This window comes from Streptomyces sp. NBC_00158, from assembly GCF_045160885.1.
In the GTDB taxonomy this organism is placed as follows: Bacteria; Actinomycetota; Actinomycetes; order Streptomycetales; family Streptomycetaceae; genus Streptomyces.
The window spans coordinates 3125889-3147059 of record NZ_CP108161.1 but is presented as its reverse complement, the minus strand read 5'-3'; the positions used below and the strand labels follow the sequence as shown (position 1 = coordinate 3147059).

General features: G+C 73.8%; 25 protein-coding genes. 21 read left to right on the top strand and 4 right to left on the bottom strand.

Annotation, left to right across the window (positions count from 1 at the left end; translation table 11 throughout):
* Positions 1-34: 34 nt before the first annotated feature.
* On the bottom strand, positions 35-1186 hold the full coding sequence (locus tag OG553_RS14375) for a flavin-containing monooxygenase (protein WP_405979365.1): 1152 nt from the start codon (positions 1184-1186) through the stop codon (positions 35-37).
* 163 nt (positions 1187-1349) lie between these two features.
* Here OG553_RS14375 and OG553_RS14370 point away from each other — a divergent pair, with 163 nt between their 5' ends.
* From OG553_RS14370 to OG553_RS14360, 3 genes are all read left to right on the top strand, one after another.
* Positions 1350-2120: a maleate cis-trans isomerase gene (locus tag OG553_RS14370; RefSeq protein WP_405979364.1), complete on the top strand. Its 771-nt coding sequence runs from the start codon at positions 1350-1352 to the stop codon at positions 2118-2120.
* Positions 2121-2229: 109 nt separating this feature from the next.
* Complete coding sequence (locus tag OG553_RS14365; RefSeq protein ID WP_405979363.1) at positions 2230-2682, top strand: DoxX family membrane protein; 453 nt, start codon at positions 2230-2232, stop codon at positions 2680-2682.
* On the top strand, positions 2679-3092 hold the full coding sequence (locus OG553_RS14360; protein ID WP_405979362.1) for a Zn-ribbon domain-containing OB-fold protein: 414 nt from the start codon (positions 2679-2681) through the stop codon (positions 3090-3092). The genes OG553_RS14365 and OG553_RS14360 overlap by 4 nt, the downstream gene beginning before the upstream one ends.
* 15 nt (positions 3093-3107) lie before the next feature.
* On the opposite strand, the gene OG553_RS14355 is transcribed toward OG553_RS14360, so the two are convergent.
* A complete protein-coding gene (locus tag OG553_RS14355; RefSeq protein ID WP_405979361.1) occupies positions 3108-3803 on the bottom strand; it encodes a pyridoxal 5'-phosphate synthase in 696 nt (231 codons plus the stop codon).
* A gap of 128 nt (positions 3804-3931) precedes the next feature.
* Between OG553_RS14355 and OG553_RS14350 the strand changes: the two genes are divergently transcribed.
* The gene (locus tag OG553_RS14350) at positions 3932-4516 is read left to right on the top strand and encodes a hypothetical protein (RefSeq protein WP_405979360.1); all 585 of its coding nucleotides are present in this window, start codon (positions 3932-3934) and stop codon (positions 4514-4516) included.
* A gap of 32 nt (positions 4517-4548) precedes the next feature.
* Here the strand turns inward: OG553_RS14350 and OG553_RS14345 are convergent, their stop codons facing one another.
* Entirely contained in the window at positions 4549-5529 is a 981-nt protein-coding gene (locus tag OG553_RS14345) for a LuxR C-terminal-related transcriptional regulator (protein WP_405979359.1), read from the bottom strand.
* A gap of 265 nt (positions 5530-5794) precedes the next feature.
* On the opposite strand from OG553_RS14345, the gene OG553_RS14340 reads away from it, so the two are divergent.
* The 17 genes from OG553_RS14340 (at position 5795) to OG553_RS14260 (ending at position 20053) form a co-directional block, all read left to right on the top strand.
* Positions 5795-6049, top strand: coding sequence for a hypothetical protein (locus OG553_RS14340; RefSeq protein WP_405979358.1), 255 nt, complete (start codon positions 5795-5797; stop codon positions 6047-6049).
* Between the two features lie 76 nt (positions 6050-6125).
* Entirely contained in the window at positions 6126-7085 is a 960-nt protein-coding gene (locus OG553_RS14335) for an LLM class flavin-dependent oxidoreductase (RefSeq protein WP_405979357.1), read from the top strand.
* Positions 7086-7251: 166 nt separating this feature from the next.
* Entirely contained in the window at positions 7252-8277 is a 1026-nt protein-coding gene (gene mpaB, locus OG553_RS14330; protein ID WP_405979356.1) for a daptide biosynthesis RiPP recognition protein, read from the top strand.
* A 5-nt stretch (positions 8278-8282) separates the two neighbouring features.
* On the top strand, positions 8283-9149 hold the full coding sequence (gene mpaM / locus OG553_RS14325; RefSeq protein WP_405979355.1) for a daptide-type RiPP biosynthesis methyltransferase: 867 nt from the start codon (positions 8283-8285) through the stop codon (positions 9147-9149).
* Complete coding sequence (mpaD, locus tag OG553_RS14320) at positions 9146-10447, top strand: daptide-type RiPP biosynthesis aminotransferase (RefSeq protein WP_405979354.1); 1302 nt, start codon at positions 9146-9148, stop codon at positions 10445-10447. The genes mpaM and mpaD overlap by 4 nt, the downstream gene beginning before the upstream one ends.
* Entirely contained in the window at positions 10444-11625 is a 1182-nt protein-coding gene (gene mpaC / locus OG553_RS14315; RefSeq protein WP_405979353.1) for a daptide-type RiPP biosynthesis dehydogenase, read from the top strand. The genes mpaD and mpaC overlap by 4 nt, the downstream gene beginning before the upstream one ends.
* Before the next feature lie 125 nt (positions 11626-11750).
* Positions 11751-11927: a daptide-type RiPP gene (locus OG553_RS14310; RefSeq protein WP_405979352.1), complete on the top strand. Its 177-nt coding sequence runs from the start codon at positions 11751-11753 to the stop codon at positions 11925-11927.
* Between the two features lie 74 nt (positions 11928-12001).
* A complete protein-coding gene (locus OG553_RS14305) occupies positions 12002-12178 on the top strand; it encodes a daptide-type RiPP (RefSeq protein ID WP_405979352.1) in 177 nt (58 codons plus the stop codon).
* 71 nt (positions 12179-12249) lie between these two features.
* Positions 12250-12405, top strand: coding sequence for a daptide-type RiPP (locus OG553_RS14300; RefSeq protein WP_405979351.1), 156 nt, complete (start codon positions 12250-12252; stop codon positions 12403-12405).
* Between the two features lie 170 nt (positions 12406-12575).
* A complete protein-coding gene (locus OG553_RS14295) occupies positions 12576-12770 on the top strand; it encodes a hypothetical protein (protein ID WP_405979350.1) in 195 nt (64 codons plus the stop codon).
* Positions 12767-13519, top strand: a complete 753-nt coding sequence (locus OG553_RS14290; RefSeq protein WP_405979349.1) for an ABC transporter ATP-binding protein — start codon at positions 12767-12769, stop codon at positions 13517-13519. The genes OG553_RS14295 and OG553_RS14290 overlap by 4 nt, the downstream gene beginning before the upstream one ends.
* Positions 13512-14255, top strand: coding sequence for an ABC transporter permease (locus OG553_RS14285; RefSeq protein WP_405979348.1), 744 nt, complete (start codon positions 13512-13514; stop codon positions 14253-14255). Before OG553_RS14290 ends, OG553_RS14285 begins: the two co-directional genes overlap by 8 nt.
* A 14-nt stretch (positions 14256-14269) precedes the next feature.
* Entirely contained in the window at positions 14270-15982 is a 1713-nt protein-coding gene (mpaP, locus tag OG553_RS14280) for a daptide biosynthesis intramembrane metalloprotease (RefSeq protein ID WP_405979347.1), read from the top strand.
* 55 nt (positions 15983-16037) lie between these two features.
* Entirely contained in the window at positions 16038-18572 is a 2535-nt protein-coding gene (gene lanKC / locus OG553_RS14275; RefSeq protein ID WP_405979346.1) for a class III lanthionine synthetase LanKC, read from the top strand.
* 17 nt (positions 18573-18589) lie between these two features.
* Positions 18590-18853: a hypothetical protein gene (locus OG553_RS14270; RefSeq protein WP_405979345.1), complete on the top strand. Its 264-nt coding sequence runs from the start codon at positions 18590-18592 to the stop codon at positions 18851-18853.
* 26 nt (positions 18854-18879) lie between these two features.
* The gene (locus OG553_RS14265; RefSeq protein WP_405979344.1) at positions 18880-19470 is read left to right on the top strand and encodes a hypothetical protein; all 591 of its coding nucleotides are present in this window, start codon (positions 18880-18882) and stop codon (positions 19468-19470) included.
* Positions 19471-19582: 112 nt separating this feature from the next.
* Positions 19583-20053, top strand: a complete 471-nt coding sequence (locus OG553_RS14260; protein ID WP_405979343.1) for a RidA family protein — start codon at positions 19583-19585, stop codon at positions 20051-20053.
* A gap of 174 nt (positions 20054-20227) precedes the next feature.
* Here OG553_RS14260 and OG553_RS14255 read toward each other — a convergent pair whose 3' ends face one another.
* Entirely contained in the window at positions 20228-21067 is an 840-nt protein-coding gene (locus tag OG553_RS14255) for a PhzF family phenazine biosynthesis protein (protein ID WP_405979342.1), read from the bottom strand.
* Positions 21068-21171 lie beyond the last annotated feature (104 nt).

Sequence of the window (21171 nt, the reverse complement as noted above, 5' to 3'; positions counted from 1 at the left end):
CCGGTACAGGGGGGATTTCGGCCCTCCGGGCCGTCTACCCGCGCGAGAGCGCCTTCGCTATGCGCACCGCGTCCATGGACAGCTCGCGCAGCATCCCGCTGATCGGGTTCGTGTACCCGGTGAAGTACAGCCCCGGTGCGTTGCGCGGGGCGCGGGCGCCGTGCGCGATGGGCCGGCCGCGCTCGTCCAGCACGTCCAGGTGGCCCACCAGCCCCTCCAGCCCGCGCCGGTAGCCCGTCGCCGCCACCACCGCGTCCGGGCTGATCCGCGTACCGTCGGTCAGCACCACCTCGCCGCCGTCGAAGCCGGTCACGGCGGCCACCGGCTCCACCCGGCCCCGGCGCACGGCCCTGATCAGGCCCACGTCCTGCACCGGCACCGCCCCCTCCAGCACCCTGCTGTACAGGCCCGAGGCCGGGCGCGGCAGACCGTACGCCGACAGGTCGGGGACGGCCTTGGCGGCGTACGCCCCCAGCCGGTCCACGAACCGCACCGGCAGCCCGCGCACCAGGATCCCGGTGCGCTGCGCCGGCCAGCCCAGGGTGGAGCGGCGCACGATGTGCGGGACGGTGCGCACGGCGAGCCGCACCCGCCCGGCACCGCCCTCGGCGAGGTCGGCGGCTATCTCCGCGCCGGTGTTGCCGACGCCGACGACGAGCACGTCCTGTCCGGCGTACGGGGCCGGGTTCCGGTAGTCGCGGGCGTGCAGCAGCCGCCCGGTGTACCCCTCGCGGCCCGGCCAGTCGGGCAGCGCCGGGGTGTGGTTGTAGCCCGTCGCCACCACCACCGCGCGGGCCGCGAGCAGCCGCCCGCCGGAGGCGTGCAGGGTCCAGCCGGCCCCGTCGGCGGCGCGCTCGATCCGGGTCACTTCCACCCCGGTCACCAGCTCCAGCTCGTGGAACTCGGCGTACTTCTCCAGGTACCGGACCACGTCGGCCCGCGCGACCCAGCGCCCGAACCGGCGCGGGATCGCCAGGCCGGGCAGGCCCGACAGGCGCCGGGTGGTGTGCAGCCGCAGCCGGTCGTAGTGGCCGCGCCACGAGGCGCCGACCGCGCCGGTCCGCTCCACGACCACCGCGCGCACCCCGCGGGCGCGCAGTGCGGCGGCGACGGCGAGGCCGCCGGGGCCCGCGCCGATCACGTACACGGGACGGGGCTCGGTGGAGGTCAGGTCGGGCTCGGGCATGGCCAGTGAGCGTATCGACACACGGCGTTGATGGGTCTCGGACGAGGAGGGAATCGATTGCGGATCGATCACGGGCCCGCCCGGGCCCGGCGCGGCCCGCCGCCCGCACGGCACGGGCAGTGACAAAGTGGGACATCCGGCCCCCGAGAGGAGTGCGTACGCGATGTGGCAGCCCGACGGGTGGGACGTGCGCGTCCGCCTCGGAGTCCTCACCCCCCACGCCGACGTCGGCCCCGAGTCGGAGCTGCGCGCCATGGCCCCGGCGGACGTGGGCCTGCACGCCGCCCGGGTGCCGTTCGCCGCGATGGGCCCCGGCGGCACCATGGGCCTGACCGTGCCGCTCGCCCCCGTCCGGGCCTTCGCCGAGCCGCCGCACGTGGACGACGCGGCCGGGCTGCTGGCCGCCGCGCCGGTGGCGGCCATCGCGTACGCCTTCACCAGCTCCGCGTACGTGATCGGCGCTCGCGGGGAGGCGTACATGCTGGAGCGGCTGACCGAGCGGGCCGGCGGCCTGCCCGTGGTCGCCACCTGCGCCGCCGCCGTCGGGGCGCTGCGCGCGCTCGGGATCTCGCGGCTCGCGCTGGTCGATCCGCCGTGGTTCGACACCACCCTGAGCGACCTGGGGCGGGGCTACTACGAGGAGGCCGGGTTCGAGGTCCCGTACGCGGCCCCGTGCGGGCTGCCCAGCGGGCAGGCGCTGATCCGGCCGGAGGCCCTGTACGGCTGGGTGCTGGAGCAGGTCCCCGACGCGGCGGAGGCGGTGGTGGTCGGCGGCAACGGCTTCCGGGCGGTCGGGGTGATCGAGGCCCTGGAGGCGGACCTGGAGCGGCCGGTGCTGACCGCGAACCAGGTGCTGCTGTGGGCGGCCCTGCGCGCGGCGGGCGAGCCGGTGGACGGGGTCCGCGGGTACGGGAGGCTGTTCTCGGTCCCCTGAGCCTTCCCCCGCCCGGTCCGGGCCCTTCGCGTCGGGCCCCTTGCGGGATCGCCGCCGATCCGCTCAACTGACGTACCGTCAGATCGACGAGTGGGTGGAGGGGCGAACCGTGCAGACCATCTGGCTCACCGGCGCCGAATGGCTCGCCGTGCTGCGGATAGGCCTCGGCCTGTGGTGGCTGGAGAGCTGGCGGCACAAGGACAAGAAGGGCTGGTTCGAACGCGGCACCGGCATCGCCTGGGCCGCCGACGTCGCCGGCAAACACCGCTGGGGCTTCGTCAAGGGCGGCTTCGAGAAGGTGGTCCGGCCCCGGCCGCGGCTGATGGCGTACGTCGTCGTCTACGCAGAACTCGCCCTCGGACTGGGCCTCGTGCTCGGCTTCCTGACCCCCGTCGCCCTCGTCGGCGGCCTGCTGCTCAACCTGCTCTACCTGGTCCTGATGATCCACGACTGGGCCGAGCAGGGTCAGAACTCGATGATGGCCCTCATCTCCCTCGTCGCGCTCGGCGCGATGTCCTGGCAGACCTGGTCCCTCGACGCGGCGATCGGACTCTTCCCGTGACCGCCGCACGGTACGACCTCCCCGAGACCGACGGGTTCACCCGCCCCTACTGGGACGCGGCGGCCGGGGGCCGGCTGCTGCTGCGCCGCTGCGCCGACTGCGGGCGGGCCCACCACTACCCGCGCGAGTTCTGCCCCTCCTGCTGGGCCGGCGGGGACCGCGTCACCTGGGAGGAGGCGAGCGGCCGCGCCACCCTCTACACCTGGTCCGTCGTCCACCGCAACGACCTCCCGCCCTTCGGCACCCGGGTCCCCTACGCGGCGGCCGTCGTCGACCTCGCGGAGGGGCCCCGGATGATGACCGAGGTCGTCGACTGCCCGTACGGGGACCTCCGCATCGGCATGCCCCTGCGCGTCACCTTCCGCGAGGCGGCGGAGGGCGTGTGGGTGGCGGTGTTCCGCCCGGCCTGATCCGGGGGCAACGGCCTACGGCCAGAGCAGCTCCCGAACCCAGCCGCCGCCGCCGTCCGCCCGGCGGTAGCGCAGGCGGACGTGCCGGCGCGCGGCGTCGCCCTGGAAGAACTCCGCCTCCGCCGGCTCCAGTACGTACCGGGTCCAGGTCGGCGCCGGCGCGTCCGGCTCGGCCCCCGCCCGCTCCCACGCCGCCGCCGAGGCACGCGCCAGCTCCTCGGCGGAGCCCAGCACCTCGCTCTGCCGCCCGGTCAGCGCGGCCGCCAGCGCCCCGCGCGAGCGCACCGCCAGGTCCGCCCGGCTCTCCTCGGGCCCGCAGGCCGCGACCCGGCCCCGGATCCGTACCTGCCGCGCCACCGCCGGCCAGTAGAAGACCAGCGCCGCGTCCGCCCGGCCGGCCAGCTGGCGGCCCTTGGCGCTCGTGGAGTGCGAGGCGAAGTGCCAGCCCCGCTCGTCGGCGTCGTGCAGCATCAGCACGCGCGCGTCGGGCCGCCCCCCGGCGTCCGCCGTCGCCAGGGTCATCGTGTGCGGCTCCGGCTGCCCCGCCCGCGCGGCGTGCAGGAACCATTCCCGGAACAGTTCCAGCGGCGCGCCGGGCGCGCCCGCCGGGTCGAAGCCGGGGAGCGGGACGTCCCACACCCGCAGGGAGTGCAGGACCCCGTGGAACTCGCTGCTGCTGCTGCTGCTGGCGTCGCTGTCGTCGTTCGTCATGCCGCCCAGGCTAAGAGCGCCGGGGCGGGTGCGGATGAAGATCACCGAGCACCCTTGTATCCCACTGGAGGTATACATACCATCAGGGGTATGCCGCGGGGGCGGGGGTTCTGTGAGGTGGTCTCTCCATGACGTATTGGTTCAGGCGCGCGGCCGGGCTGAGGCACCGGCACTACGGGGACGCGCTGGAGACCGTGGTCTTCGGCGTCCTGATCGTCGCACTCTTCGCCACCTACGGGACGGACGCCGGCGTGGGCGTCGTCCTGGTCGCCCAGTACCTGATCGTCGTTCCCCTGGTGATGCAGCGCCGGCACCGGAAGGGGCCGCACTGCCTGGAGTGCGTCCGGGAGATGCCCCTCAACCCGGCGGAGTCCGCCAGGGAGCCCGGCAGGGCGCGCTGGGCGCTGCGGGCGTTCCACTCCATGACCGGGACGTACCCGCGGTTCTGGCTGGGCGCCGTCCTGACCCTCACCCTGTGGGTGCTGGGCGCGGGCCCGGTGTACGCGATGCTCGGCATGGACGGCGCGGCGGAACGGGCGAACGTCTTCCTCAGCCTCGCCCTGCTCTACTCGCTGACCCTGAGCTGGGCGTGCCGCACGCACAAGCGGCTGGAGCCGTGGTGTCCGTACTGCGACGACGACGGCGACGGTGACGAGGAAGAGGACCCGGCCGGGGACCCCGTCGGCGGACGGGAACGGCCCGCACCGGCGTGAGCGCCGGTACGGGCCGGTACGGGCCGGGGCCCTCAGATCCAGCCGTGGTCGCGCGCCAGCAGAGCCGCCTGGAAGCGGTTCGTCGCGCCCAGGCGCTGCATCAGGTCCGCCACGTACTTGCGGTACGTCCGGACCGACACGCCGACCTCGCGGGCCCCGCTCTCGTCCTTCTCCGCCTGGTACATGGTGGCCAGCACCTTGCGCTCGATCTCGCTCAGCCCGCCCTCCGGGCCCTGCCGGGCCGCGACCGCCTCGGCCAGCGGCACCGAGTCCGACCACATCCGCTCGAACAGCGACACCAGGTTCGCGACGAGCCCCGTCTCGCGGATCACCAGCGCGCCCAGGCGCGGGTTCTGCGGGTCGATCGGGGTCAGCGCCGCCGCCCGGTCGAAGACCAGCATCCGCTCCAGCGGCTTGTCCGAGATCCGGATGTCCGCCCCCATCGCCGAGATCTCCTGGAGGTAGGCCAGCGTCGGCGCGTCCTCCACCGCCGCCGGGCGCATGATCGTGCGCATCTTGATGCCCCGCCGCAGGATCCGGGCGTCCAGGGGCCGGGAGGCCTCGATGCTGGCCTCGCTCAGCGCCCCGTGCGGCTGCGTGGTCAGCCCCTCCTCCCGGGTGAAGAAGGTCAGCTCGTCGATCACCGCCCGGACGTTGGGCGTCCCCTCCACCCGCTCGATGGCCGGCCGCTCCGACGCCTCGCGCACGGCCGGGCGCACCGCGTCCCGCTCAGCCAGCAGCGACTCCACCACCCGCTGCTCGGCGGCCACCCGCCGCAGCTCCTCCTGGAGCTCCCGCAGCCGCAGGTCGATCAGCCGCTGCACGGCGATCGCGGGCGGGGCCGGCCGGATGCTGCCGTTGTCGGCCAGGGAGGTCAGCTCCATCGACTCCAGCCGCCCCAGCCACTCCTCCACCTCGTCCACCGGCGCCCCGAGGTGCTCGGCCAGTACGGGGGGCGTGCCCTCCGTCAGGCGGAGCAGGCATCTGTACAGGTCTTCGTCCTCGGCTGACATCCCCAAGTGGATGAGGCTTCCGGCGCGCATGGTTCCCCCTAGTGATGGTGCCCCGTGTGGTCAGCACGGTGGGCTGATCATACGAACGCCGACACTGGCTGGCCATGGGTAACGGAAGCGTTCCCACCGGTCTTGGTTCCAGCATCCGTGCAGCTTGTTGCACACGCCGACGCAGGAAGCTGCGTCCGGAAACGCTCGAAAGCGGGTCCACCGAACGGCAGTCTTCTCTGTGTCGGAACAACGGCGATCCACACAGGGGGAAACGATGAAGAAGAACCAGCTCGGCGGGCGCACCCGAATCGCCGCTCTCACCGCGGGATTCGCGATCGCGGCCGGACTGACCTTCTCCGGGCCTTTCATCCACCCGCCGGCCCAGGACCAGCTCACCGCGTCCGGTCAGGCGGCCGACAAGGCCCGCTGCTTCCTCTCCGTCGTGGAACTCGACGAGATCGACTTCACGAACTGCGGAACCAAGGTGAAGCTCCCCGTCGACCGTCGCGAAACCTTCGACTGGGTTTAACACGAGAGCCACACCACGACACGGCCACACGGCCACACCGAAACAGAGCACGAGGAAGGAAGAAGGGAGCCACACCATGACCACCCACTCGGTACTCATACCGTTCCTGCCGACCCGGCCGGAACAGATCCTCCCCTACGCCGGCCTCGTCCACTGGACCCAGGCGGAGCGGCTCTGGCAGGGACAGTCCCTGATGGTCGAACCCCACCAGGGGTTCGTCCACGCCGCGGGAGCCGGCTTCCGGGTCCCGGCCGGGCTGGGCGTGACGCTCATGCCGCTGCGCCACCCCTACGAGGCCGCCCTCCAGGCCCGCTCGCTGGCCCTGGCCACCGGGCAGCCGGTGACCGCCGGCTTCGGACCCGGGGCGCCCTCCCTCCAGCAGGCCCTGCGCGGGGCCCCGTACCGCAGTCCACTGACCGCGGCCCGCGAGTACCTGACGGCCGTGCGCGGCCTGCTGGCCGGGGAACACGTGCAGGTCGAAGGCGACTACGTCACCTGCGACGCACAGCTCGCGCCCTTCCCCTCCGCCCCGGTGGAGATCGGGCTCGGAGTGCTGAGGCCCGCGATGGCCCGGCTCGCCGGAGAGGTCGCCGACGTGGCGATCACCTGGCTGACCCCGGCCGCCTACCTGCGGGACACCGTCCTGCCGGCGCTGCGCGAAGGCGCGGCGAAGGCCGGCCGGCCGGTGCCCAGGCTGACGGCGATGGTGCCGCTGGCGCTCGCCAGGAAGGACCGCACGGCCGCCGAGATCGCGCTGGCCAGCAACTCCGCGCACCTGGGGCTGCCGCACTACATCGACATGCTGCGCAAGTCCGGGATCGGCATCACCGGCACCGACCGGGAGCTGGACGCACGCGCCCTCGTGGAAGGGCGCGGATTCCTCAGCGGCGACATCACGGAACTCGTCGCACAGCTGAAGGAGTACGAGGAGGCGGGCGTCGACGAAGTCGTCCTGAACGTCACCGGCGTGGCCAATTGCCACGGCCCGCAGGCGGCCTCCGAAGAACTCAGGACGATTCTGTCCGCCCTGGCCTGACCCCGGAACACCCGGGTCCGGCTGCAAGCACGGCCGGACCCCGATCCGGCGTGCCCCGACCCGGCCCCGGCCGGGGTCGTCCACCGAATCTCTTCACAGCGCTTCACATCGCTTCACATCGCTTCGCATTGCTTCGCATTGCTTCGCATTCCTTGAAGGGGGAGTCATGGCGGGAATCAAACGGCATCTGATGCTCTGGGGTACCGGAAAGCCGGGAGCGGAGCTTTCCGCGACGGGCTCCGCGACCGTCGTCCTGGAGAATCCGGACCACCTTTCCACGCTCCTCGGCTCCGACCTCGTCGGCCCGCACTCGGTGGTCTTCGCCCCCGGCCACACCCCGGACGCGGGAATCCCGGACGGCCCCGTCGTCGCCGGATACGAGGGCTCGCTGAGCGAACCCGGCCTGGAATGCTCCCTCGGCACCGACTTCTACCTCCAGATCCAGAACTACGGCGTCAGCGCCTACATGTCCGTGGTCGGCCCGACGCTCATCCGCGTCGCCGACGACATGGACCTCGACGCCTACCTCGCCGACGCCGACCAGGCCCGGCAGACCGGCGCCTTCCCCGACTTCCTCACCAACCCCGTCATCCAGCTCGCCGACCTGCCCGCCCTCGGCGCCGGACCGGCCGGCGACGGCCCCCGCCGCCGCCTCTACGCGGACCAGGACGGCCGGCTGTCCACCACCCCCGGCGGCACCCCGCTCGGCTTCCTCGGCGAGGACACGCTGGAGCAGCTCGACACCCGCTGGCTCCTCGACACCGCCGCCGCCGACGGCGGACCGGCCGCCGAACGCCCCTGGCTGGGGCGCTACCTCACGGCCGTCTCCGCCATCCGCGACCTGCGGGCCCGCGGCCTGGCCGCCGACGTACGGGTCTCCGGCTTCGGCGGACGGCTGAACGCCGCCGCGGCCTCGGTCCCCGCCGAAACCGCCGCGGACACCGCCGACGCACGGCTGCCGCTGCTGCTCTGGTCGGGCGAGGACGCCTTCGTCCACGACCCGGCGAGCGGACGCACCTTCGGCCTCGACCCGGTCGCCGCCGGCCTCGCCGAGGTGCTGCTCGTCGCCGGTTCGGTGGAGGCGGGCGCCTCCTACGCCGACCGGGCGGGCCTGGAGCAGGTCGCCGCCTGGTTCGAGGACGCCGGGGTCACCCTGCGGACCGCGGCCGAACTCGTGACGGCGGGGCACTGACCGCCATGACGACGATGACGACGACGATGACGATCACCAAGCCGATGTCCGACGCGGGCCACCGCGTCCCCACCCCCGCCGACGTCCCCGGACGCGCCGGCGAACTCCTCGCCTCCCTCGCCGGCCGGGCCGTCCTGTGCGACCTGTACGACGAGGTCGGCGCGACCGTCTACCACGACCTCGCCGGCACCGGCACCCACGAGGTGCGCGAGCTGCTCGCCCTGGTCCGCCGCATCCCCGGCGACGTCCTCGACCTCGCCGCCGGTTCCGGGCGCCTCACGCTGCCCCTGCTGGCCCTGGGCCGGCAGGTCACCGCCCTCGAACTCTCCTCCTACATGCTGGAGCTGCTCGACCAGCGGCTCGCCGCCGCCCCGCCCGCACTGCGCGCCCGCTGCCTGCCCGTCCGGGCCGACATGAGCGCCTTCGACCTCGGCCGCCGCTTCGGCGCGATCGTGCTCGGCACCACCACCATCTCCCTGCTCGACGCCGAAGGACGCGCCGGCCTCTACCGGGCCGTCCGCGAACACCTGGAGCCCGGCGGCCGGTTCCTGCTCTCGACGGTCGACATGGCCGCCACCGGTGAGGGACCCGCCGAGGTCGACATGGAGATCGTGACCGACAGCGGACGCGCCTACCGGCTCTTCGAGCACTGGACGCCCGACTCCGGCAGCCGCACCGTCACCCTCTTCCCCGCCGACGCGGGCGACGAAGGCCCCGTCCAGGTGTGCACCACCACCATCGGCGTCCTGCCCGCCGAACTCCTGGAGGCCGAACTGGCCGCCGCCGGGTTCTCGGTCCGCTCCCGCCACCCGCTGCCCGCCGTCGGCGAGCGCCACCACGACGTACTGCTCGAAACGGAGGTGACCCGGTGAACGACACCACGACCACGCCCCCCGGCCACCACCCCCTGTGGCCGTCCCTGACCGCCCCCCAGGACCAGGGCCGCGACGACACCTGCGCCGTCTCCGCGCACGGCGTACGGGTCCGCTTCGCCGACGGCCGCGAACTCCTCGACGGCTCCAGCGGCCTGTGGAACACCAACATCGGCTACGGCAACGAGGCCATCGCCGCGGCCGCCGCCGAAGCCCTCCGCGAAGCCTCCTACCTCTCCGTCTTCCGCTACGAGAACACCTACGCCCGCCGCGCCGCCGAAGCCCTCGTCGAAGCGGCCGGCCCCGCCCACTACGGCCGGGTGCTGTTCTCCACCTCCGGCGGCGCCGCCAACGACCTCGTCATGAAGGTCGCCCGGCACTACCACGCCCTGCGCGACGAACCCCGCCGCAAGGTCGTCGTAGGCCTGCGCGGCAGCTACCACGGCCTCACCTTCGGCAGCTTCGCCCTCACCGGCGACGACCTCGGCCAGCAGCTGTACGGAGTCGACCAGCGGTTCGTCCGCCACGTCGCCCCCAACGACCCCGCCGAGCTCAACGCGCTCATGGCCCGCCAGGGCGCCCAGATCGCCGCCGTCGTCGTCGAACCCGTCCTCGGCAGCGGAGCCGTACCCCTCACCGAGGAGTACCTCGCCGCACTGCTGGAGCTGCGCCGCGAACACGGCTTCCTGCTGGTCGCCGACGAGGTCGCCACCGGCTTCGGCCGCACCGGCAGCCTCTTCGCCTCCCAGCAGTGGGCCGAACAGCCCGACCTGCTGGTCTCCTCCAAGGGACTCACCAACGGCACCAGCGCCGCCGCCGTCGTCATCGCCTCCCGCCAGGTGGCGCAGGCCTTCACCGACGCCGGCGCCATGCTCACCCACGGCGAGACCCAGGCCGGCACCCCCGTCACCTGCGCCACCATCACCGCCACCCTCGACGAGATGCGCCGCCTCGACGCGGTCGCCCTCGGCAGGCGGCTGGCGCAGCGCCTCGACACCGAACTCGACGCGCTCGTCGCCCACCACCCCCGGGTGGCGGCCACCACCGGCCTCGGCTGCTTCCGCTCCGTCCGGCTGTGCGACCCGGACGGCACCCCCTTCCCGCAGGACCAGGTCCACGCCCTGGTCCGCGCCATCCGGGACGCCGGCGCCATCGTCCACCCCGGGGTGAACGGCATCCAGCTCTTCCCCGCCCTCACCTGCACCGACGCCGACCTCACCGAACTCCTCGCCTGCGTCACCGCCGGCCTGGACCTCCACCTGGCGCGGACCGCCGCCCCGGCCGGGGCCCTGGCGTGAGCGCCGGCTGGCACGCCCCGGCGCAGCAGCTGATCGGCTGCGACAGCCTGGGCGCCTGGTTCACCGGCCGCCCCGAGCGGCGGATCACCGTCCTCGTGGACCCGGCGGTCGCCGCCGCCCCGGTCACCGACCGGATCCGGACCCTGCTCGCCGGGGACCGGTACGAGACGACGCTGCTGGAGCTGCCCGGCCCCGGCGACCTCGGATCGGTGGCCGCGCTCGCCGGCCGGCTCGCGGACGCCGAGCTCCTCGTCGGCATCGGCGGCGGCTCCCTCCTCGACCAGGTCAAGCTGGCCGCCCTGATCCGGACCAACCCCGACGCGTACGCCCGCCTCACGGTGCCGCAGCGCAGCGGACTCCTGGTCCTCGGCCACACCACCCGGCACGGACTCCCGCTGGTCGCCGTACCCACCACGGTCGGCACCGGCACCGAGTCCAGCGGCGTCGCCTGCCTCGGCTACCCCGGCCAGGGCAAGCGGCTGGTGATGGGCACCGCACTGCGGCCCAGGGCAGCCGTCCTGGACCCGCTCGCCACCGCCACCCTCGACGACGAACTCGTCGCCGAAGGGGTCCTCGAAGCACTCCACCGCGTGGTCAGCCCGTACGTCGGCGACCACGGGGACCTGCCCACCGAGGACGCGCTGGTGGAGACCATCGCCGAACGGCTGGTGCTGCTGGGACACGAGGTGCGCGACGCGCGCCGCGCCGGCCGCCCCACCGACGACCGGCTGCGGCTGGAGATCGCCAAACTCAGCGGCCTCAGCCACGCCGAATGGGCCCACCTCGGCCGCGACCTGTACGCGGTCAAGGGCTGGCTCATCGCCAACGAACTGTCCTCCGCCCTCGGAGTGCGCAAGATGACCGCGGTCGCGGCGATCCTGCCGCACCTGTGGCGGGCGATCTCCGCGGGCGAGGCACGGCTCGGCTCCGCCGACCGGCTGCACCGCCTGTGGACCCGGCTGCGGGCCACCGACCCCGCGAACCTCCCCGCGGACCCGGCGGCGGGCATCGAAGCCCTCGTCGACTCCTGGGGGATCCACCGCGGCATCGACGCGGGCCCCGACCGGCTCGCCGGCATCGCCCACCGCACCGTCCGCGCCTGGGGCGCCGGACTGCCGATGCTCGGCGGCCTGCGCACCGACGACGTGTACGGCCTGCTGGCCGACGCGGCCGCCTGAACGACCGACAGCTTCCGCACCCGCAGGCACGGCCGCGCGGTGCGGGCGGGAGCACGCCTCCCACAGAGCACATCCCACGCACAGAGCACGCCCTGATCAACACATCCGGAACAGGAGTACCTCTCATGCAGGACAACCTCGCGATCGACACCTTCCCCGCCCTGGAGCTGGGCATGCAGGAGCTGGAGGCCATGGAGGCCCCGGGCTGGTGGACCGGTATCGGCGTCAGCGCCGGCGTGGTCGTCGCCTCCGCGGCGGGCTACGGCTCGTACGTCGCCTCCGCGGCCATCATCGCCACCTGAGAAGCCCGTACCGCACACGGCGGTACACCCCGCACCTCCCACTGAACGCACCGCACGGACAAGGAGAAACACCCATGCAGGACAACCTCGCGATCGACACCTTCCCCGCCCTGGAGCTGGGCATGCAGGAGCTGGAGGCCATGGAGGCCCCGGGCTGGTGGACCGGTATCGGCGTCAGCGCCGGTGTCGTCGTCGCCTCCGCGGCGGGCTACGGCTCGTACGTCGCCTCCGCGGCCATCATCGCCACCTGAGAAGCCCGTACCGCACACGGCGGTACGCCTTCCACCCACCCGAGAAACACCCACGGAAACAGGAGAACCCCATGCAGGACGTTCTGAAGCAGGACATCGCCACCGACAACCTGGAGCTGGGCATGCAGGAGCTGGAGGCCATGGAGGCCCCGTCCTTCTGGTCCGGCTTCAAGCAGGGCCTCGTCATCAGCGGTGTCGCCGTCGCGAGCGCCACGCTCGCCACCTGATCCCACCGGTAGCCCGAGCGGCTGCCGAGCTCACAGCTGACCGGACTCCCGGTCCCCCAGGGTGACTTGGTCCCGTGGCGGTGGCGGAAGCCACCGCCGCGGGCCCCCTGAACCCCCACCCCCGCACCACACGCACCACACGCACCGAGCAGAAGGAAGAGGGAGCCAACATGCCGAAGGAGAACCCCCGCAAGGGGACGAACGGACAGCTGGGGACGACCGCCGCGCTGCTCGCGCTGGCACTGGCCGTCGCCAACGCACAGCTGACCGGCCCCGCGCTCATCGCCGTCATGAGCGTCATCGGCCTCGGTCTCGTCGCCTGCGCCGCCAAGGTCGGCGCCAACGTCGCCGCGGGCAAGCGATGAGCGCCGCCGGCGTCGTCCGCGCCTCGGGCCTCACCAAGGAGTTCGGCCCGTTCACCGCCGTGCAGGACGTCACCTTCGAGGTCCGCCCCGGCCGGGTGACCGGACTGCTCGGCCGCAACGGCGCCGGCAAGTCCACCTCCCTGCGCATGCTCCTCGGCCTGGTCCGCCCCACCTCCGGCACCGCCACCATCTTCGGCCGCCCCTACACCGAACTCCCCGACGCCGCCCGCCGCGTCGGCGTCTGCATGGACGGCATCGGCCCCACCCCCGGCGCCTCCGGCCGCCGCGACCTGCGGATCTGGGCCCGCACCCTCGGCGTCTCCAACGCCCGCGTCGACGAGGTCCTCGACCGCGTCGGCCTCACCGACGGCGCCGACCGCGCCGCCAAGGGCTACTCCACCGGCATGAAGCAGCGCCTGGCCCTCGCCACCGCCCTGCTCGCCGACCCCGAACTCCTCATCCTGGACGAGCCCGCCAACGGCCTCGACCCGGACGGCATCCGCTGGCTGCGCGACACCCTGCGCGCCCTGGCCGCCGAAGGCCGCACCGTCCTGGTCTCCAGCCACCTCCTCGCCGAGGTCGAGCAGACCGTCGACGACATCGTCGTCATCCAGCGCACCCTGCGCTTCGCCGGCTCCCTCGCCGAACTCACCTCCGACGGCGCCCAGCGCCTCGAGGACCGCTTCTTCTCGCTGGTGGACGCAGACGCCGAGACCGCCGCGCGCACCGAAAGGCTGACCCATGCGTAACGTCCTCGCCGGCGAGTGGCTGAAGGCCTGGACCGGCCGCACCTGGCTGATCCTCGCCACCGCAGGGATCTTCATGTCCCTCCTCACCTGCTTCGGCTACGCCTCCACGGGCGACGAGGCCATCACCCTCGGCAAGACCACCGCCGCCGCCGTCACCGACGACATGGCCCAGGCGTGGATGATGACCTTCCTGATGTCCGCCGTGTTCGGCGCCATCCTCGTCACCCGCGAGTACAACACCGGCTCCATCGCCCGCTCGGTCCTCCTCAGCGGCGGCCGGCTGCGCCTGCTGTCCGCCAAGGCCCTCGTCGCCACCGCCGTCGGACTCCTCAACGGAGTCCTCGCCGCCGGCCTCGCCGTACTGTGCGCGTTCACCCTCCCCGGCCACTTCGGCTACGACGGCGACTGGACCGGCCACACCACCCGCATCGTCCTCGGCGTCGTCACCGTCAACGTGATCGCCGCGCCCTGGGGCGCGCTCCTCGGCTGGATCATCCGCAACCAGCTCGCCAGTGTCGTCACCGTCATCGCGCTCACCCTCCTCGTCGAGCCGGGCCTGCAGGCACTCGCCCCGAAGGTCGCCGCCTACCTGCCGACCATCGCGATGAGCTCCGTCTACCTCGACGGCAAGCCCGAGCTGCTCTCCGTACCGCTCGCGCTCCTGGTCCTCGCCGGCTGGCTCGCCGCCGCCGGGACCGCCTCCCGCCAGCTGCTGCTCTCCCGCGACGTCATCTAAGGCGTGATCCCACCATGTCCACCAAGACGCTCATCCGGAAGGCGGCCCCGAACCCGGCCGCCACCAAGCCGGCCGCCACCAAGCCGACGGCCTCCGCCGCGGACGACTGGGACCCCGCACTCCTGGAACGCCCCCGCATCGCCGCCAACGTGGAGATCCACGAGCCCATCGAGAGCGGCGCCCCCTGGGTCCTCCAGCGCGGCAACCACCAGCACTTCCGCCTCCAGCCCGACATGGCGCGCCTGGTCCGGGCCATGGACGGCACCCTCGACCACACCGGCCTCGCCGAGGTCCTCGGCCCACCGTGGACCGCGCAGCACGTCGGCACCGCCGTCCACAAGCTCGCCGACTCCAAGGTCCTCGACGACGGCAAGCCCGCCGAACGCCGAAGCACCTGGTTCCGCTTCGTGCCGCCGATGACCCTCCAGTTCACGGTGCTGCACCCCGAGCGGGTCCTCGCCCGCCTCGCCCCCGTGATCCGCCTCCTCGCCGGACGCACCTCGGCCGCCGTCGCCGCGCTGTTCGTCCTCGGCGGGATCCTCGCCCTCGCGCTGCTCACCCCCGAGGTCGACGCCGCGCTCGGCAGGCCGCTCCCCTTCTACGCCTACTTCGGCGTGATGGCCGGCGTCCTCGCCACCACCGCCGTCCACGAGGTCGGCCACGGCGCGGTCCTCACCTACTACGGCGGCCGGCCCAGCCGGATGGGCTTCATGCTCTTCTACATGTCGCCCGCGTTCTTCTGCGACGTCTCCGACGGCTGGCGGCTCTCCCGCAAGGAACAGCGCGTCCGCGTCGCCCTCGCCGGCATCGCCACGCAGACCGTGATCGCCGGGGCCGCTGCCCTGAGCGCCCTGTTCCTGGGCCCCTCGGACCTGCGTGACGCCGTCCTCGTCTTCGCCGTCGCCACCTACTTCAGCGGCGTCGTCAACCTGCTGCCCTTCGTGAAGCTCGACGGCTACATCGCCCTGATGAGCCACCTCGACGTCCCGCACCTGCGCGACCGGGCCATGACCGACGCCCGCCGCTTCCTCGCCCGGATCCTCTTCGGCGGCCGCGACCACGCACGCGAACTGGACGGCCGCCGCTGGGCCGTCGCCTTCGGACTGGCCTGCACGGCCTTTCCCCTCTACGTCATCGCCGGCGCCCTGACCCTCTGGTCCGACCTGCTCCAGCGGCTCGGCGCCGTCGGCACCAGCACCGTCCTGATGGCCCTGTGCTACCTCGTCTACCGCCTCGGACTCGGCTTCGGCAAGCTCGCCACCGAGGGCCGCACCGCCGGCGCCCCGCTGTGGCGGGTCATCGCCGCGGCCGTGCTCCTCACCGGGGCCGCCGGGGCCGCGCTGGTCCTCGTCAAGGCGCCGCACACCGTCGCCGCCGGATACGTCGCCCACGACGGCGGCCGCGTCGACCTGGTCCTGCCGAACACCGCCGACCTGTCATCCGTACGCCCGGACTCCGCCGTCCGCTTCTACCGGGCCGGACTGATGACCCGCGAGCAGACCGGCACCGCGAGCGTCGCCGCGACCACCCGCACCGAGACCACCGCGCCCATGTCGGCCTTCTTCCCGGTCGCCGCCACCCCGGTGCGCATGCCCGTCGTCAGCCTCCCGCTGACCGTCGGCCAGGCCCCCGCCGACCGGGTCGGAGCCGCACAGGTCGACCTCGGCGAACTCCCGCTGGGCGAATGGCTGTACGCGAAGTACGTCGCCCCGCTCTGGCGCCGGTAGGAACCGCCCCCCTCTTCTTCCCTTCCTGTCCCTCCTGTCACGAACGGAGCGCACCATGGACCTCCGCTACATGAACTACTGCCAGCCCGGCAATCCGTTCTACGACGTACCGGCCACCGCCGCCGCCGACGCCAGCGTCTTCCCGGCGGCGACCGGCCCCCTCCCCGAGGGCTGGACGCGCAACGACAACACGCACTGGCTGCTGATGACCCCGCCCGGCACCGTCCTCCCCGGTCAGGGCTGGAAGATCCACGTGTCGGCCACCCTGGAGAACGCCGACCGCGTCCTCGACACCGTCTGGGACTTCTGCGTCGCCGAGCGGGTCACCTTCAAGTTCATCCGCAGCGCCGGCATCCTCAAGATGCGCAACAGCAAGTACGGCGACCGCGGCAGCAGCGGCAAGTTCTTCACCATCTACCCCGGCGACGAGGCGCAGCTGGAGCGGATCCTGCGCGGACTCGGCGACCTCCTCGACGGGGAGACCGGCCCCACCATCCTCAGCGACCTGCGCTGGCGCTCCGGCCCGCTGTACGTCCGCTACGGCGGCTTCGTCTCCCGGCTCGGCCGCTCCGAGACCGGCGAGCTCGTGCACTGCATCGAGGACCCCGAGGGCCGGCTGGTGCCCGACGTCCGCGGCCCGTCCTTCCGGCCGCCGTCCTGGGTGGAACTCCCCGCCTTCCTCGGCGAGGCCCTCGCCGCCCGCAACGCGGCCACCCTCACCGACTTCCCGTTCCGCGCCACCAAGGCCCTGCACTTCTCCAACGGCGGCGGCGTCTACCAGGCCACCGACACCCGCGACGGCGGCACCGTCCTGCTGAAGGAGGCCCGCCCGCTGGCCGGCCTCGACGAGGAGGGCGCCGACGCCGTGGCCCGCCTCCAGCGCGAGCACTGGGCCCTGGACAAGCTCGCCGGACTGGACTGCATCCCGCCCGTCGCCGACTACCGCAAGGGCAACGAACACTGGTTCCTGGCCCGCGAGTACGTCGACGGCAAGCCCCTCGCCCGCGAGCTCCTCACCCGCAACCCGCTCGTCGGCGACGACCGCACCGAAGGCGCGTACGCCGCCTACGCCGACTGGGCGCTGAAGATCGTCGACCAGGTCGAGCGGGGCGTCGAGGCCATGCACGCCAAGGGCGTCGTCTTCGGCGACCTGCACCCCAACAACATCCTCGTCAGGCCCGACGACACGATCTCCTTCATCGACCTGGAGACCGCCAGCCCCGTCGAGGACGAGTCCGCGCAGGCCATCGGAGCCCCCGGCTTCCGCGCCCCCGCCGGCTACAGGGGCACCGCCGTCGACCGGTACGCCCTCGGCTGCATCCGCATCGGCGTCTTCCTGCCGCTGACGGTCATGGCCACCTGGTCCCGCGCCAAGGTCGACCAGCTGATCGGCCTGGTCACCGAACACTTCCCGGTCCCCGAAGGCTTCGCCGGCCAGGTCCACGCCGACCTCGGCCCCGACCCGCACCCCGGGCAGCTCCCCGACCCCGCCCCGGCACCCCTGTGGGCCGCGCCCACCGCCGCCGGCTGGCCCGCGCTGCGCACCACCCTCGCCGCCGACCTCCTGGCCAGCGCCACCCCGCAGCGGGAGGACCGGCTCTTCCCCGGCGACGTCGAACAGTTCTCGGTACCCGGCGGCGGAGCCACCTTCGCCTACGGCGCGGCCGGCGTGCTGTGGACCCTCGCCGAGCTGGGGCACGCCCCCGCCGACGAGCACCTGGCCTGGCTGACGGACGCCACCACCCGCGCCGCGGACATGGGCCCCGGCTTCTACGACGGGCTCAGCGGCGTCGCCTTCGCCCTGGACCGGCTCGGCCGCACCGACGAGGCCGCCGCCGTACTGGACCGGGTCCGCCGGGCCCCGCTGGAGGACCTCGACCACGGCCTCTTCGGGGGGCTCGCCGGCATCGGCCTGACCCACCTCCACTTCGGCGACACCGACGAGGCCGCGCGCATCGCCGCGCTCATCGCCGACCAGGGCCCCGGCGGGGCCGCCGGCCGCGCCCGGCCCGGCCTGCTGCGCGGCGCCGCGGGCGGGGCGCTGCTGATGCTCCGGCTGCACGAGGCCACCGGCGGGCCCAAGTACCTGCACGTGGCGGGGGAGTTGCTGCGCCACGACCTCGCGGAGGCGGGCTGGTCCGAGGACGGCGACCCGGCCGGTTCCGAGGACGCCGCCTGGAAGGTGCCGTTCCTGGCCTTCGGCGGCGCGGGCCTGGCCATGGTGCTCCACGAGGCGGCGCGTCTGCTGCCCGAGCCGGAGTTCGCCCGGGCCCGGGACGCGCTGCGCGAGCAGGCCGGCCCGTCCTTCATGCTCAACGCCGGGCTCTTCCACGGCCGGGCCGGCGCCCTGCTGGCCCTGCGCCACCTGCACGACGGCTCCGCCGCCACCGACCGGGCCGTACGCCGCCACCTGGACGCCCTCGGCTGGCACGCGGTGCGCTGCGACGGCCACCTGGCCTTCTTCGGCGACCACACCCTGCGGCTGTCCGCCGACCTGGCGACGGGTTCGGCGGGTGTGCTCCTCGCGGTCGAGGCCGCGCTGGGCGATGCTGGCCCCGGTCTGCCGTTCCTCGCGCCGGGCCCCCGATGACCCGTCAGGAGACCCCGATGCGCACCACCACCACGTACCACTTCGTCGTCGCCCCGGACGGCCGCGGCCCCGAGGGCGGCGCCCCGGAACTGGCGGCCGTGCGGCTGATCTCGTTACTGCCGGCGGACTGGGGCTACGCGCCCGAGTTCCCCGGCGGGACGGTGTCCCTGCGGCTGACCCCGCCGGCCGGCACCAGCGAGGAGGCGGCGCACGCCACGTTCGCGGGCACCCTCGCCAACCCGGCCCTGCGGGGCTGGAGCTGGGCCAACCCGCCGGTGTGAGGCGCCCGCGGCTAGGGTGCGGGGTCATGAACACGCTCAGAGCCGCCGTCGGGTGGGGGCTGGTCGCCCTCGCCGTGGCCGCGGCCGCCACCGCGGTCGCCGCCCCGCTGTACGACCGCCCCGGCGGCCCGGCCCTGGTGGCCGACCTGAACCACCCCGTCCTGCTGTCCGGCCTGGCGGTCCTCGCGCTCGCGGGGGCCGCCCTGCTGCGTTCGCGCCGCCCGGACGTGCGCAAGGCGGCCGGGGCGGGGCTGGCGGGGGCGGTGGTCCTCGGGGTGCTCGCGGTGCCCGCGTACGGGGTGGTCACCGATCCGATGCCGATGACGGAGTGGGACGTCCCCGCCCCGGACGGCTCGGCCCGGCGGCTGGTGGTGGAGCAGACCTCGGCGCTGACCGACCCGGTCTGGCGGATCTACGTCGACGCGGGGACCTTCCCGACGGCCCGCCGCTGGCCGGTCGCCGAGTACCGGCTGGACCCGGAGTTCGACTTCACCAAGGGCGTACTGGAGGCGAACTGGCCCGACGCGGACCACATCCGGATCGTCGACCTCGACCACACCCACCGCGACCTGGCCATCGCTCCCGACGGCCGCCCGCTGGGCCGGCTGGACTGGTAGCAGACCGCCGCCCCGGCCGGGGCCACAAGGGCGGAGCCCGCCCCAAGGAGCCCTGTGCGGTGGGACGATGGTGCGAGCCGTAGAGGTCAGGTCGAGGTCACCAGGGGGTGCCATGAGCGTCGACGTCCGCGAAAGGCTAGCCGAGCTCGGATTACGGCTGCCGGAGGTGAGCGCGCCCAAGGGGGCCTACGTACCCGCCGTCCGCAGCGGCATCCACGTCTTCGTCGCCGGCCAGATCCCGCTGACGGGCGGGGAACTCACCCTGACCGGCAAGGTCGGCGCCGAGGTCTCCCCGGAGCGGGCCCGCGAACTGAGCCGCCAGTGCGCGCTGGCGGCCCTGGCCGCCGCCGACTCGGTGGCCCCGCTGGAGTCCGTGGTGCGGGTGGTGAAGGTCGTCGGCTACGTCTCCTCCGCGCCCGGCTTCACCCGCCAGGCGGGGGTGGTCGACGGCGCGAGCGAGCTCCTGGTGGAGGTCTTCGGCGAAGCGGGCCGCCACGCCCGCAGCGCGGTGGGGATGGACATCCTCCCCCTGGACGCCCCGGTGGAGATCGAGGTCGTCCTGGAGGTCGAGCCCCACCCCTGACCCCGGCCCGGCCGGTTGGCCGCCGCAGGACCGCGTCCGGCCCGCCGACCCCCAGGCCCCGGGCCGACCGGCGCCGCAGGCGGCACCAGCCGCTCCTGCGACCAGGGCGACCCGGGGTCCCGGCCTGCCCGCCTGGGCTCCCTGGTCACCGCCCGGCCAGGGCAGGGGCAGGGGTCAGGCGATCGGGACCGCCGTGCCCGTCACCTCGATGCCCGCCGTCGGGTCCGCCGGGACGCCCACCGTGATCAGGCTCGGGCGGCCCATGTCGACGCCCTGGTGGACGGTCAGTACGGCCGGCAGCTCGACCAGGCCCAGGCTCCGCAGGTACCCGCCGAACGCCGCCGCCGCCGCACCGGTCGCCGGGTCCTCGACCACCCCGCCCGGCGGGAACGGGTTGCGGGCGTGGAAGACGTCCGCCGACTCCCGATGCACCAGGGTGATCGTGGTCCAGCCGCAGCGCGCCATCAGCCCGCTCAGCGCCGGCATGTCGTAGTCCAGGTCGGCGAGCCGCTCCCGGCTCGCCGCCGCGATCACCGGATGCCAGGCCCCCGCGTACGCCGTCCGCGGCGGCAGCGCCGGATCCAGGTCGGCCGCCGACCAGCGCAGCGCCACCAGCAGCTCCGCCAGATCGGCGTCCGCGATGGGCTCCGTACGCGGCTCCACGCTCACCAGCGTCGCCACGACCCCGCCGTCCGCGCAGGCGGCCGTCGTCACCGGCACCGGACCCGCCTGCGTGTGCAGCAGCAGGTCCCCGACACCGTGCCGCTGCGCGTACGCCACGGCCGTCGCGATGGTGGCGTGCCCGCAGAACGGCACCTCCGTCCGCGGGCTGAAGTAGCGGATGTCCAACGCCCCGTCCTGGCGGGGCACGGCGAAGGCCGTTTCCGAGTAACCGACGTCCGCCGCTACCGCGGCCATCGTCGCCTCGTCGATGCCGGTGGCGTCCAGCACCACACCCGCCGGGTTCCCGCCCAGCGGGTCGGTGCTGAAGGCCACGTAGCGCAAGAGGTCCATCACCCGAACGTAGCGGGCCCGTAATGGATCGTCAAAATGCGTGAGGTGTACGGGAGTTGATGATTCCCGGGCATGGGGGCGGGGCCCGCGTCGCGGACGCGGAC